9 protein-coding genes are annotated in these 14,410 nt (G+C 40.6%); all 9 read right to left on the bottom strand.

Features of this window, described 5'->3' with window-relative positions:
* Nucleotides 1-98: 98 nt before the first annotated feature.
* Nucleotides 99-779 (bottom strand): hypothetical protein, encoded by a 681-nt coding sequence (locus ACKWCA_RS05545; protein ID WP_413977170.1) that lies wholly within the window; start codon nucleotides 777-779, stop codon nucleotides 99-101.
* Nucleotides 780-793: 14 nt separating this feature from the next.
* Complete coding sequence (locus ACKWCA_RS05540; protein WP_413977169.1) at nucleotides 794-7,426, bottom strand: RHS repeat-associated core domain-containing protein; 6,633 nt, start codon at nucleotides 7,424-7,426, stop codon at nucleotides 794-796.
* 11 nt (nucleotides 7,427-7,437) lie between these two features.
* On the bottom strand, nucleotides 7,438-7,914 hold the full coding sequence (locus ACKWCA_RS05535; protein WP_413977168.1) for a T9SS type A sorting domain-containing protein: 477 nt from the start codon (nucleotides 7,912-7,914) through the stop codon (nucleotides 7,438-7,440).
* 52 nt (nucleotides 7,915-7,966) lie between these two features.
* A complete protein-coding gene (locus ACKWCA_RS05530) occupies nucleotides 7,967-9,223 on the bottom strand; it encodes a hypothetical protein (protein ID WP_413977167.1) in 1,257 nt (418 codons plus the stop codon).
* Nucleotides 9,224-9,679: 456 nt separating this feature from the next.
* On the bottom strand, nucleotides 9,680-9,865 hold the full coding sequence (locus tag ACKWCA_RS05525) for a hypothetical protein (RefSeq protein WP_413977166.1): 186 nt from the start codon (nucleotides 9,863-9,865) through the stop codon (nucleotides 9,680-9,682).
* Nucleotides 9,866-9,999: 134 nt separating this feature from the next.
* The gene (locus ACKWCA_RS05520) at nucleotides 10,000-10,494 is read right to left on the bottom strand and encodes an acyltransferase (protein ID WP_413977165.1); all 495 of its coding nucleotides are present in this window, start codon (nucleotides 10,492-10,494) and stop codon (nucleotides 10,000-10,002) included.
* Entirely contained in the window at nucleotides 10,494-11,759 is a 1,266-nt protein-coding gene (locus ACKWCA_RS05515) for a lipopolysaccharide biosynthesis protein (protein ID WP_413977164.1), read from the bottom strand. Before ACKWCA_RS05515 ends, ACKWCA_RS05520 begins: the two co-directional genes overlap by 1 nt.
* Nucleotides 11,749-13,167 carry a hypothetical protein gene (locus tag ACKWCA_RS05510; RefSeq protein WP_413977163.1) on the bottom strand — a complete coding sequence of 473 codons (1,419 nt, stop codon included), beginning with the start codon at nucleotides 13,165-13,167 and terminating at the stop codon, nucleotides 11,749-11,751. The genes ACKWCA_RS05515 and ACKWCA_RS05510 overlap by 11 nt, the downstream gene beginning before the upstream one ends.
* The gene (locus ACKWCA_RS05505) at nucleotides 13,157-14,410 is read right to left on the bottom strand and encodes an O-antigen ligase family protein (RefSeq protein ID WP_413977162.1); all 1,254 of its coding nucleotides are present in this window, start codon (nucleotides 14,408-14,410) and stop codon (nucleotides 13,157-13,159) included. Before ACKWCA_RS05505 ends, ACKWCA_RS05510 begins: the two co-directional genes overlap by 11 nt.

Below are 14,410 nucleotides of genomic sequence, written 5' to 3'. Positions count from 1 at the left end.
AATCGATTCTTATACTCCTTATAAGATAACAAAAAGGGTAGCATAGACTAAAACTACCTTGTTGAAACAAAGTCATGGGAACCTTCAAATGGAATCCATTAAACCAGTTCTGATTTTAATAATTTAGTTAATCTTAAATCCTTAAGGTTTGTATTTACTATTGAAATAATCTGACTCTGATTTTGAGATATTTCCACTATATTATTAAGCCAAGAATCAATATCTGTCCCAAAAAGTTTGAAATGTTTGGCGTCCCATTTTCTAGATTCAATTATATCTAGAATTGTACTTATCTCCTTTAAAGAATCACAATACAGAGTTATTTTAAGTAAAGCTTCATAAAACATTGCTTGTAAATACGAATTTGGAGAAACTCCCATAGGAGGTTTTTTAGAGTATTCCTTTAATGCTTGAATTGCTTTTCCTAATGGGTAATTTCCCTCAGTGCATATTTCTGCTTGGTCTCTAACCACTGCTTTAACCTCTTGAAAATATTTCGAGTGATCATTATAAGGAATTGAAAATTGAAGGTTTTTTTTATTGTAAAACTGTCGGAGTAGAATTGGGCCTGACATACAGGACTTTAAATCATTCCCTGCGTTGTTGCCACATAAAGAATATATAACAAAATGTGGCCTATAATGTTCCACCCTAGGGAGTTTGGTAAGCTCTAAACCTATTATAGTCGGACCAAGAATTTTGTAAAATCTATTTGCTGAGTAAATCCTAAGTTCTGGAAAAGCATCAAGCCAATCTTTTGAAATTTGTTTTTTAGACATACTTAAATTTTTATTTATTGAGGTCTAATAAGTTCCAGAGCGTGATCCAAAAAGTTGCCTTGGTATTTTTCAAATTGTCCCGGACTCCAGCCTGCGTCTCCAAATTTAAAATCATAAATCTTATTGTCCTTAATGTCTCGTACATCTAAAAACCCTCTGTTTCCAGGTCCAAGTAGTGCATTATTATTAAAGTATTCATTGACTTGAAGCCCTCGATCACCATATCTACGTTGATATCTTCTCAATAATTCCGAAGCGTGCGAATGTTTGGCGGTGCCAGTACCTCGCGCAGTGCGTCTGATATTTCTAACATTTCTATTGGCCAGGTTTGCTGCTTTTTGTACTAATTGCCTATTAGTGAGCGCTTTTTTAGTTAGAACCCTTCCTCCTGCTTTAATTCCAGTTTTTATGGCCCCTTTAGCAATGGATGCTCCTCCCAATGTAAACACGTCTGCGATAATAGATCCTACTCCAAGGGCAACCATCCAGCCATTTCCATCCCGAATACCTTTGTAAATATCCTTTGCGCCTCCCACCACCGGAATGAAATCCAGAGCAGTGTCTATAACATCCTCAGCAGTGATGTTAAACCCTTCGTCAGCCAAAGGGTCGTCCAAACCATCGTTGGGGACAAAATTAGCTGGTTTCGGAATGCCTTGCAAGGGATCGGCACTACCAGTTTGTGAAATACCGTAAACACCGCTACTTTGTGATGACATATTATCAAAAGTAGTCACACCCCCATCAGGGAATTCTATCGCAGGAATATTAAGCGGTATTCTACCTCCATCGTTAAGACTGCCATTACCTCGTGATTGCCTAGATATGCTCGAAGTGGTCTGTGAGTTATTTTGGATATTTGAAGGCGTTGGTGCTCCGCCTGCCGAACCTATAGAAACTTTGTCAACCAAAAACTCGGATATTAGTACATGAGCGGCAACGTAGGCGGATATAATCGAAACTGCTTTAACAATAATAGCCACGGCCGCACTCTCAATTGCGATTTCTCCGCTGGGATCCGTATATAGTAACGGATTATTTAACACATAAGCGTACCGATTGTAATTTTGGGTATTGAAGGGGTCTTGTATATAGTTATCCGGTGATAAGAACCTACCCAAATTGGCATCGTACATCCGGCCGTTCATATGGATCAGCCCCACTTCAAAAAAGTGCTCATGACCGGTATACCCCCGACCTAACAAACTGGTGTGATCAAAGGTGGTACCTGAAGAACTGTCCAAGAACTTGTCTACCGTACCCCAGGCCCCAAAGTGGCGTTCTTCCTTGACATTGCCAGCGGCATCGGTAATCGCCAAAATACTGCCCAAATAATCGCGATGCAGGTAATGGTATTCATCAAGGGCATTGGTACCCGTTTGTTTGATATGGGCAATGGGTGCCGAATAGGCGTCGCCCCCTACATAATTGATGATCTTGGTACTGCTTGTTTGGGTGTCCTCCACAATTTCAGCGGGTATAATGCTCGAATAGTGTTTGCGGTAGCGCCTTAGTGTCTTATCTTGATCTTCGCCTCCATAATAGGCCGTGCTGCGGTTCATCATCGGCCCATACTCAAAACTCACCCGCCCATGGCCCGATTGATGGATGTCAATCGGCTTTTTAAAGGCGTTGTAGGTAATCTGTTGGGTGGGGTGTTGCTGAAAGAAGGTTTCCCCTGCCGGGTTGGGGTCTATTTCGTTCAAGCGATAATCTTTGGGTGTGGCATAGGTGTAGTCGCCCAGATCCGTATTGTCATCAATCCTTCCGCGATCGTCGTAGGCCATAGTCTTTACGACATCACCTGTGATGGTCGTTAGACGGTCTTGAGCGTCGTAATTAAACCCTTCTTGCCAATTGAACCCAAAATTCTCCCGGCTGTTGAGCGTTCCTCGCTGCTGGTTGAAATCATATTCCGTATGTAAGGCGACTGTCGGACTAGGATTATTCCCTGCTTCCTTATCCTCGATTTTCTCCAAATACCCATAGGTATCATACTCCTTGACCTTATTTATGCCATTCCCCAATGCAATGGTCTTTGCCTGGCCACGAGCGGTGATATCATTTAATTCCCATAATTTATCCGGGGTGCCATTATTCCAAATTTCCTTGAGGAGTCCTGAAGTATCATACACATTTTTAGTAGTGAGGCTTTTGGTGGCGCCTCCTGTCAAATTGGCGATTTGGGTTTCCGTTTCTACCCTACCATACTGATCATAGGTCATGCTGTATTCAAAATCCGCTAGGCCGGTATCTTCCGTTATCGTCATCAGACGTTCATACGCGCCATAGATATACTCATAGGTATAGGCCCGATTCCCATTGGTGTTATCAAATCCATTGATGTCAGAAAGTTGTTCTGTGTTGGGATCATAGATATAATCCAATGATAGGTCCGTTAAATCGCCTACCACGGTTTTCATATCGACACGACCAAAGTCATCATACGTATAGGTGGTGGTGCCCTTGGGAGTGGTTTCTTTCTTTAAATCGCCGAAATCATCATAGTACTCATAGGTATATGTGCCTGCGGAGGGATCGTTCAAACTGGTCTTTCTGCCCCAACCATCAACACCAATGGTGACCACATGCCCCCCATAGTCGGCCGTCTTTAACTGCCCACTAGCATGGTAGGTATAGTCTATCATACCCCCTGGATCTTGTGATTTGGCGACATTGCCCAAAGCATCAAGAGTGGTCGTTACACTCTTTACCCCATCATTGACCGTGGAAGATAGGGTGCCCTGATTATACGAGATGTTGATGTTTCTGCCCGTATACAATTGCTCCGTTAGGGGGCGGCCATATTCATCGTAAATGGTCGTATTCCATTGCGAGGCTGAGCCGTGATGCGGCTCACTGGTCTTTTTCAGTTGCCCGGAAACATAATATTCATAATCGGTATATACCCATTGGTTGTTCAGGCTTAGGGACCCTGAACGGGTTGTCCATCCAAAAGCGTTGTAAACGGTTTCATCCATACCTCCCTCAGGGTAATCGACGGTATGCTTTAATGCCCCTCCACTAAGGGGTGTATAGGTATGTAACGTATCGTGATTAAGATAATCGGTTACCTTCCAAATACGGTTCCAGCTATCGTGATCATATTTGGTCTCAAGGTTATAAGGTCCGGTGGACGATGTTAAACTACCATCAATAGGGTCATATTCAAAGGTGGCCGCGAGACCGTTTACAGCAGTCGACTTGGTCATAAAACGACCGAAATAAGGAGCATTGAGCTCATATTCAAACTGCTGTACTCGATCGGCTTGTGTGCCACCCTTCAATGTTTTGCTCTTGATATTTCCTATAATATCATAATCAAGTTCTTGTACCAACCAAGGGGTGCCATTGCCTTTGCGTTTGATCTTGGTGACGAGGTTATTGTTGTATTCGTACTCTTCTTCTGTACTAAAGGTGTTTCCATAGGTGGTCATGGTTTCCTTCATGGTCTTTTGCCGACCTACATGATAGGTATTATTGGTGGCAGAAGGGTTGTTGTAGTAGGTATAATCTACTACGCGACTCCCGCCAGGAAATACCGTACTGATCTTAGTGCGATTATCATATTGGTCATACACATAGGTCTCGGTGGTGAGCACCCCGGTGAGTCCATTATCGGTTTCCATACGTTTGAGGCGTATGTCGATGGCCCCAGTATAGCCCCCCTGACCGGATTGGTTAATTGGAGGAATGATTCTAGCGGAATAATCAAAGTTGCTAGCGTTCGCGTTAAAACCTGGTGATAGGGTAATTTTGTACTCGGCTTCATCAACTCTTGATACCGTGACCGGTGAAGTTGGGTTCAAGGTAAAGGGGTAACCTGATCCAGCAGGAAAAACGGGATTGTCTATCAGTTGATAGTCGTAAAAGTAATTGACCTTGCTGGCATATTGACTCGGATTATTGGCATAGGAGTCTGAAACGATCTGTTCAAATAAGGCACCCCGGAGCAAGGGGTTGTATTTTGAAATAGTCCAGACCGCCGGTACATTGGTGCCATACCAATTGCTCTGTTTGACCACTTCAAAACCTACAAACCCGTGACCGTTGGCCGTAGAGATTGCGTTTTCATATTTGAAGCTCCGGGTTCTGCTGATTCCAGAACCGGTTTGTAGCAATTCCCTCACCACTTTAAACGATGGTGCCGCATCTACGTTCACAAACGGAAAAACTTGATTCAATACTTGGGCTGAAGCACTATAGGAGTTTACATAATTTGGATCAGCATCATGAACATAATGTATATTGACCTGATCATAACTAATATCAGTCTGAACCCCATTATTGGTAATTCCGCTTAAAGTAACATCTTCGCGATGATCCTTTAAGGATCTAAAGGACCGTACCCATTTATTGCTAATCGTAGCAAACTCTAAACTAGGATTCTCGTCATTGGAAGAAAGGAAGATCGGTATTGGATAATGCCTTAAATCACCCGGGGGCGGTTCTAGGGGGTCAGTCGGAATAAAATTTGGCTGGTCAGCACTTAAATACTTTGTCGCATTCTGATGTAAACGAATGTATTGTTCACCATTATCATTGCCATTGTAGGTTATTGTATTATACTCAATGATATCGGTTTTGCCGTCGCCATTAATATCTGCTGGAAACAAGTTATACCCATAAAGTGTTCCTTTACCATTGTAATCGGTATTTCTATATTCAAAAGATTGGTGCAGGTACTCTTTTCTATCATAGCCCTTACCAGTAGAAAGCAACATGAAAAATGCATCGCTATTGTTGGCGAGCGGGATTAAAAAATCACTTTTCCCATCTCCATTATAATCCCCAGGCATTGGTACAAATTCCATATTGAGGTCACCATCTGTATGTTCCCACAACAGTTCAATTGCCGTGTTTGAAGAATTCAAACCGTATACTTGAACCTTGTTATTTGGCTCGAAATGGATCAAGTTTGTTTTTCCATCACCGGTTGCGTCCAATGCAAAAAGCTGATCGTTACCGGACAAGGCATTGTTAAGAAGACCTAAATCAATACCCACTTCACTCCCATCTCTGCGATCCAATTTAATGGCGTGTACCCTTGGAATGTTTTGAACGGGTACAGAATAGGGACCATTTTGAGCATTTACCTGTTCCCCTATTGCCAAAATATCTGAAAGTCCATCTCCATCAAAATCACCAGAAACATATTTTTGAGGCACAGTCAACTGACCACTTGAATAAGGGTTATTCACTTGGGGCAAATCCCAAGTCTTGGAGTAAGCGGTATACAAGGTATTACCCGCCGAGGGGGCTGCTTTGACCATTATATCAAAATAGGCACGGTCGCCGATATTCTTGACCAGAGCAAGTGCCTGATTTGGCATTAGCCTGCTATCTTGGTTCAGCCAATTCACTGGGAACACATCTTGAAACAAGCCAGTATTTACAAGATTATAGTTAAATCCACCAGAATTCTGCACATCTTCGAAAAACCAGAACTTTTTCTTCGCATCGTTTCCGGTTTTTGGATATAGTATAAAATCCATCTTCCCATTTCCATTCAAATCTAATGAGACTACTCCTGAATTATTCAAAGCAATGTCTCCAACATCGAGTTGCGTAGCTTCATCTAACACCTCAACCAAGCCTGCATTATGAATTTGATTGCTGCTATATGCACTTCCGGAATATTGAAATGCAATGTTTCTGGATTCAGACCCATCACCGGTTTCCTCAAATACTTTTTCTAATCTTTTATAACTAAGCGACGAACGCGAATAGTCAAGATGGTATTTACGATATAAAGAACCTCCTTGTCCTTTCACCAGAATATCGCTTAAATTCTTATTTCTTATAAAACGTTTGCCCCCTACATAGGCTGTTTCTATGATTCTATTATTCGGTACATCATCATACATAAATTCGATTTCATTGATGGCAGTCGCTGTACCTCGACTTCCATACTTAATCTTATCTATAGAAAGAGTATTATCGGCATTGGTATATGAATAAGAAACACGAATGTCTTGGGGGTTTTCCCAGTAAGATATCGCATAGTCCACTGGACTTCTTGAGTCGGCATAAAACCCATAATGCGCTATAGATCCATCTGGGTAAAAGACCTTAAAATATTTTGGGCCTTGTACGTTTACATCGGAGTGGGTATCGTAGGCAACCACCTTTATATTCGATTTTTGTTCGGTCTCATAGACTGATCCACTGGCACCATAACTCCCTGAAACCAACTTCAAACGCTGACCATCTAGGGCAAAGCGATCATTCAGATCTAAATTTACACCCCCCACCCTGCCATCGTAGAACGAGTTGGCCGGGATACGGGTTATTACAGATATACCCGAGATATTCCAACCCCAACCGGCCAATCCATTGCCCGACTGGCTATCGAAAGTCAAGGCAATATCAGGTTGTACATTGTTTAATCCGGGTGGGACATTAATGGGTATCGTATAATTAACCCCTCCAGTGTTCGAAACCGATAAATCAGCAACTATACTACCATTTGAGGTGCCTGTGCGAGCGCTAACGTCTGTGTTTCTTGATTTGCCCGATTCTTGGGAATCTGGCATTTCCCCCAAAACAACGGTATGGATATTTTTGGATTTGTATCCTTTATTCTTTTCTTGGCACAAAAGAGTGACCGAAGCGAAAAGAGCCAGGAGTATGGTGATTTTTTTCATGTTTCGGCAGGTTATTTTTTAATGACTTGAAAGGATTCTTTGGTCTTGTCGGCATACTGTACGATAACGAAATAAGACCCTGGGGGGTACCCGCTAAAATTTAGACCCATACTGGTCGCCTTGGGGCTAATGTTCTTGCTTTGAAGTTTGCGGCCAATACCTGAAAACAACAGTACACTTTTCACAATGTTTTCATTACCTAACCATTCTACTTGAAGCACATTAGTCACGGGATTGGGATAGGCCGTAATGGATGAACTGGAAAGATTTTCTTCATCCAAACCCAATTCTTCGAGTTTTTCGTCAAGGGCGGCAACGGCTGTTGAATCTATTTCAGATTTACCTGAATTACAGTTGATGCATACGCGATCGCGAAGAACCTGATTTCCCGCAGCATCATAACTAAACTGTATTCTATATTCATCTTGCGCGGCAAGGCTACAAAAGCACAGCGCAAAAACTATAAAGCATAGGGTATATTTTTTCATTTGGAGATTTTTAGTTAATGAACACATAACTTCTTTTGACTTGTGGCAAACACTAGCCTTTCAAGTCTTGAATTTCTTTTTTCAAATCTTCAATCTCCTTTTGCTGTTGAATGGTATAGAGCATCAGCTCTTCGATCTTTTGAAGGAGCTTGGCGTCCATTTCACCCAAATTAATCCCCTTTTCTTTTACTTCTTCCTCACTTGGAATATTCTGAAGGTGGCCTTTGCGACGAATATGGGTCTCGACCTCTTTTAAAGAAGGTAGTTCATACGCTTCTTTAAATACAAAATCGGGCCATTGCCCCTGAAGCTGAACATCAATTTCCTCGGCTATAGCAGAGCCAGCTATGGCCAGTTTATAGCCATTGGGAATATCATTCGTGCCTATGCCCACTTTACCATTGCTTTGCACCTTCATTCTTAGGTTACCATTGCCATCTTCCAATTGGAGAATGGTGCCCACATTTGCCGATTGCGCGCCACCATAACCGCTTTGAATCAGCAGACCAAAACCGTCACCTCCGCCATTATACATTTTAGACAACCAATCGTTGTTGATATTGTCATTCACCTCAAATAGGGCTGCCGGTGTCGAAGTACCTATGCCTACATTGCCTCCATTGAAATAGGTGTTGCCGTTGGTGCGAATGTCAAATTTGGTTTCCGAAGCCGCGTTTCTACCTAGGAAATAACTGTCATTTTCACCATTGAGTGCTAAGCGATAGCTGCCGTCTTTGTTTACTAAAATCTTATCTTGAGCCCGTAAAATTCCATTTACATGGAGTTTTGCCGTAGGTGCCGTTGTTCCGATACCAACATCACCTCCATTAAAATAGGTGACCCCATTGGTATTGATTTCAAATTTAGTTTCCGAAGTCGCATTACGGCCTTTAATATAACTGTCATTTTCACCGTTGAGCGCAATTCGGTAACTGCCTGCTCTATTTACCAAAATCTTATCTTGAGCCCTAAAAATACCGTTAACATGAAGTTTTGCAGTAGGAGCGGTCGTTCCAATACCTACGTTACCATCATTGTTTCCGAGCCCATTGATTTGCATCAATACGTCACCGGAGTCATCCTTAAACTTCCACCCTTCGTTTCCGTTGGCCCCTATAACCGTCCAGTAACTTTCAGTGGCAATAAATTTTGAAAGGTCACCGTTATCCGATGTCTTGAAGATCAATTTATTGGAAGTGCCTCCTGTGCCTCCATTTATGGTGAGATTGCCGTTTACGGTCTCATTTTGGCCGGTACAAATGTGAATAACGGATAATAAGACAAGCGTCAAGGGTAGATTGATTTTCATAATAGTCTAAATTTTACGATTACTTCTTTATTAAGATTCAATAATACAAAAAGTAGTACTATTTTTACAAATATTATTTTAATTTTTCTTTAATTAAATGTAAAATTACCTCTGAATATATAGATTTACTTATACCACGAAATAATGGGAGGAAATGACTAGTTTGATAATCCTATGAGTTAACCTAGTATCGGCAACTTCGCTCTTTTTCAATAACAAGAGGCCTAAGGGTCAGATACAGAGATTCGAAAAGGAGGTGCCTTAAGGGGAATACTTCTGCCTTTGGGGTGATAATCTTCAAGCCAGGTTGTCTACTTGGAGCTCGGCTTATCGCCCCATTGAGATATTATATAACCACCACGAACCTGTAGGTGCAATTAAAAATTCAACAATCACATTGTCTCTCGGGAATTCGGATGAAAAGTAAATTCAAATGTATTGGCGCGCCCTTCACTATCATCGAAAAAGTTTATGTTCATAGGAAGCCACTCGTCTAAATCTGAAGAAATTAAGATGATTGTTGCGGTAGGTCAAAATTAGCTCTAGAATCATCCATTGTTTATTTGTCATTTTGGCAATCCCATTCGATACCGCAGCACCGGTTTCAGGAAATAAATAATTACTTACTATGGTTATCTTCATAGATTAATGGTTAGCGCAAAGGATGTATACATCTATTGCATGCAAAATGGCATACGGGCATGAACTTCAATAATGGTCTTCGTGGTCCCGGGTTGTTAATCGAAGGCGGTACTCCAATCAACCTGTAAGACCAGTTAATAAAAGCGTTTTTGTTCCTTCAATTCAAGATACCTCTCTTCATTTCGTTTTGAGAATGCCTTAGCGGGGTGTCCTCCTGCAATCGTCATTTTTGGAATGTCTCCTACAACAGTACTCCCAGCTTGTATAATAGCACCTTCGCCAATGGTAACCCCTGAAAGAATCGTAACATCGATTCCCAACCACACATTGTCTTCAATGATGACGTCACGCGTTATCATTGTACTATCATACGGAATAGCCTCTCCTTCATAATTATGGTATGTTGTCAGTATTTTACAGCCAAACCCCGAATGAAAATTATCTCCGAAAATGCACTTTCCTTTTCCATAAACAACGAGACCGTTAAAATTTACATTTTTTCCGATAACGGTATTTGCGCTAAGTTTGGTATACCCATTAGCTTTAAGCCCGGCCTTCCAATTTCTACATGAAAACTTCGCCAAAGCGGTATAAAAAAGGGATCTTAACTTCTTAATCAAAAACATCATTATTCGATTGGTTTGAGGTTCCAGGGCATCTTATACATCTTCTTACTTAGCATAAAGATTACGATGAACAATAATAAAAATGTAACTGCAGTAGCTTGCGCCGCTCCTTCAATGCCATTTAATCGAATTAGAAAGTAATTTAAGATTAAATTCACCCCCCCTAAACCTAGCGTGCAAAATGCGACCAGTTTTGTCTTCTTAAGGTAAAATAGATAGTTGACAAGCATTTTATACATTCCGTTAAATGCATAACCCAATAAGATCCAGAAAACGATCACAGCGCCGGATTCGAAAGAACTACCTATGAAATAGCGATACACATAAGGCATGCAAAAGTAAAATAACAGCACTAACATTAGCATAAAGCCAAAATAAAAATACGTGATTTTAACTATCCGCAGTTTTTCTGAATAGACATTTTCCTTCAATTTCTTAAAAAAGAAGGGGACCCAAGCTTGATTGAAAGAGTTTTGGACCAATGCGATTACCATTCCTATTTGATAACCAACGGAATAAATACCAACATCGCTTAAACCCAGCATGAAAAGAATAAAAAAGCGATCTGAAAAGCCGATAAGGTTTCCGCCCAAGGTGTGAAATATCAATGGTGTACTAAATGACAACGCCTCTTTTTTATAGGCTTTGTCAACTTTAAGTCTAAGTAGAAGTCCTTTTTTAGATAAGATTATCGCGGCTATGATTCCAAAGATCAAGGCGATGGAAACCTGTGGAAGTATTCTACCTGTCCAACCCATTCCCAAGCCAACAATACATACTATAGATAAACCCAAATCAGCCGCGGTTTTTGTTATTCTAAATATTCCGAATTTTGCGGTTTGGTACGATACCCGCCAATAGACCAATACTATTTCAGCTACTTGCGAGAACAGCGTATAAATCAAAGCGACTACAATTAGTAAAGGTGGAAACCCCAAATTACTGACAAGTCCATCGATGACTAGGGCAATGCCCAAAATTACCAGTATGACAATCGACCCAAAACCCAACAAAAAAGTGAAAACCGTAGTTATAAATTTCGATAAGTCGATTTCGTCAAAATAATACCGACTTATTGATTGTACGATGCTTAGCCCGATCAAAGGTGAGGCAACTAAAGAGATATTATAGAAAATATCGACCATGCCATAATCGGCAGGGCTGAGATAAGTAGTTAAAATCGGTAACAATAAAAAAGGTATTGCCGAATTGATCACGTTGAAAAACGTGAAGAACGAAATATTCTTAAGGAGGCTCTTATTGTTCATTAAGTGACCCTAATATCTTGTGGTTTACCGCATACTTCATATTCTCGGAAAAATTTCTTTTTATGAAAAGGCGAGACTCCTCAATTATTTTGGCTTTAGGATAAAACGGACTTGAATGAATCACTTCAACAAACTCCTGGGATGATTTTACGAATTTCGTATGCTTGGCGTCATTGAGAATATCCTGATAATAATCAGAGGCCCACTCTTCATAGTCGAACAAAACATTAGGTACCCCAAAAAAGAGCGACTCAATCGCACATGTAGAATTGATTGTCGCATGAAAATCAGCCATTTGTAAACACTCGTAAACATTCAAATCTTTACACATGCCCATGTTTTCCTCTAAGGTAAGGTCTTGATAGGATTTATTCACATTTCTTGGAACTAAAAGGTAATAGACCGAGGGGTCTTGCAATGCCACTTCCTTTATAAAGGGGAATGTGAATTCCTCAAAAGGATCTTGCAGGCTAAAGACAACTATTTTCTTATACTTCTGGCGTAGTTTGGCTTCAACAGCACTACGTAATGGAATTTGGCTAATGGCGTCCATATAATAATAGCCCGCTGGTATGACGGCTCTTTGGTCGCTTATGAAAAAATTGTTTTCGTCAAAAACCTTCAATTCATTGTCACCATACGTCAGTAAATAATCAGGGGTCAAATTTTCACCAAAATCCTTTGGGTAGTTATAGGCATGGTGCATAGCATTTATGATACCGTGTTGGACCTCAACTACAGGTACTCCGGCTTCCTTTAAGGCCTTAATGAACCCCATGGAAGAAGCCGCGTAGACGAAACAGGCCAATTTAGGAACCTTTAACCTCAGCATCAATTTCATCAGTCGATATTGGGCCTGATGATTCTTCAAAATAGCAAGATAGTTTATATTCACCCCTGTGTCTTGCAGTATTTTGGCCAGCACTTTTTCATTTCGGATTTCTAGCTTCTCTCTTAAAAAAAACTTGATTATCCTAATAGCTAGGAAGAAGGGGGTCCGACTTACGATATTACACTTGGGGATTTCACTTTTTTTATAATGAAACCCTAATGGATAGGGGTTTTCTATCATCAAGGTATTTTCGAACTGCGTTGAAAATGGCTCTATAACCCTATCTACGTATACGTCTTTTAGTGACTTTCTCCTGTCGGACGACGAAAACACCCAGTAATCATAAGACTTTATTCTAAATAATTCATGGAAGCCATAGAAAAGGGTCTTTATCAACTTTGGTAATATGCTAGCATCAAGTTTGAATGTCCTCGATTTCAGACCGCTAAACGTACGCAGCTCCTCATTTAACTTAAAGCGAAGAACGGGCCAAATGCACTCACCGTTCAATGTTATTTTTTCAACATCATACTTCTTCTCGATATCGCTTAGACTGACCTCCTTACTATTCTTCATATCTCTTTTTGGGATCAGTATCGATGTCTGAAGTCGTGTGCAATAAAACCATAAAAACCATAAAGAAAACTACGCCTCTTTCCCGCTCCAAAAGGCTTTCGAAAAAAAAATTTAGTGCAAAAAAAAGCGTGAACAGAACATAAAGTGCATCCCTGTTCGAAACAGCCTTGAAAAGTGCTAAAAGCAAAGCTGCCACAAAGAGAATGAGTACCGGTAAACCATTTGATAAAGCTAAATTTAAATATTGATTGTGCGTGTTGTTATTTCTAATTCCCTCACATACCGAAAAGCTGAAAAACTCGATGCACGAATTATTCAAAACTTTGTTTACACTACCTGTACCATACCCCAAAAACATTTTTTCTTCAATGCTTTTCACAGACACATGCCACAAACTGAACCTCTTACTCGTTGACTCATTGCTCTGTCCCTCGTCTACTATGAAATTTTGAGTTGACTTGAATGCTTGAAAGGTTCTTTTGGAAATCAAAGGGTTGGCCATGAACATAAGTACAAACCCTAAAATCAAAATCGGAAAAATGAGTTTATCTGACTTCTTCTTCATCTTTATCGTTCGATACAACTGATATGCAAAAGATATGAGCATGAACGAAAAGATGCCGGCTTTACTTGATGTTAGAAACAAAGCGATAAAGAAAATCACGATCATGGTCCACCTTAGTGCAGGCTTGTATTTCGATTCGACCCGAAAAGCGAAAAGCAAATAAAATATGGCCAGCCCAAGGTACAAAGAGAAATAGGTGGGATGCAGGTCTAAAACACCCGAGAATTCTTGATATAGAAAGATATTGTGCTTCTTGGAAAACGCATCAACAACATACAGCCCGGTATTACTGAACACGCGTCCGAAAGCGTTTAAAAAACAAATGAGTACGGTAACCAATAAACCCCAATTAAACCATTGAAAAAAATAACTCCTATCCTCTTTACCGTGGAAACTATCAATAAAAAAAAATGGGATTACAAAAAAAGAGGCTTGCGTTTGAATTTTGGACACCCCGGTTTGCACATCTATAGTATAACTAAGACCTATGATGAATAGCACATAGAGTATTGCAAGGAGGAGGAGCGTCTTTCGGTCCCACAAACGGGACAAATTTTTCTTCTTGAAACCTACTAAAGTAAATAGGGCATAGCCCATAATACATAAGGTTGTCAGCTTGGGATATAGGGGAATAGAAAAAAACAAAGCCGCCAGTAAGTATCGTTTTATAGACTCCAA

It is taken from the genome of Maribacter corallii (genome assembly GCF_047345415.1).
Classification (GTDB): Bacteria; Bacteroidota; Bacteroidia; order Flavobacteriales; family Flavobacteriaceae; genus Maribacter_C.
Note: the sequence above shows the minus strand (reverse complement) of the source record. Positions and strands in the feature narration are given on the sequence as shown.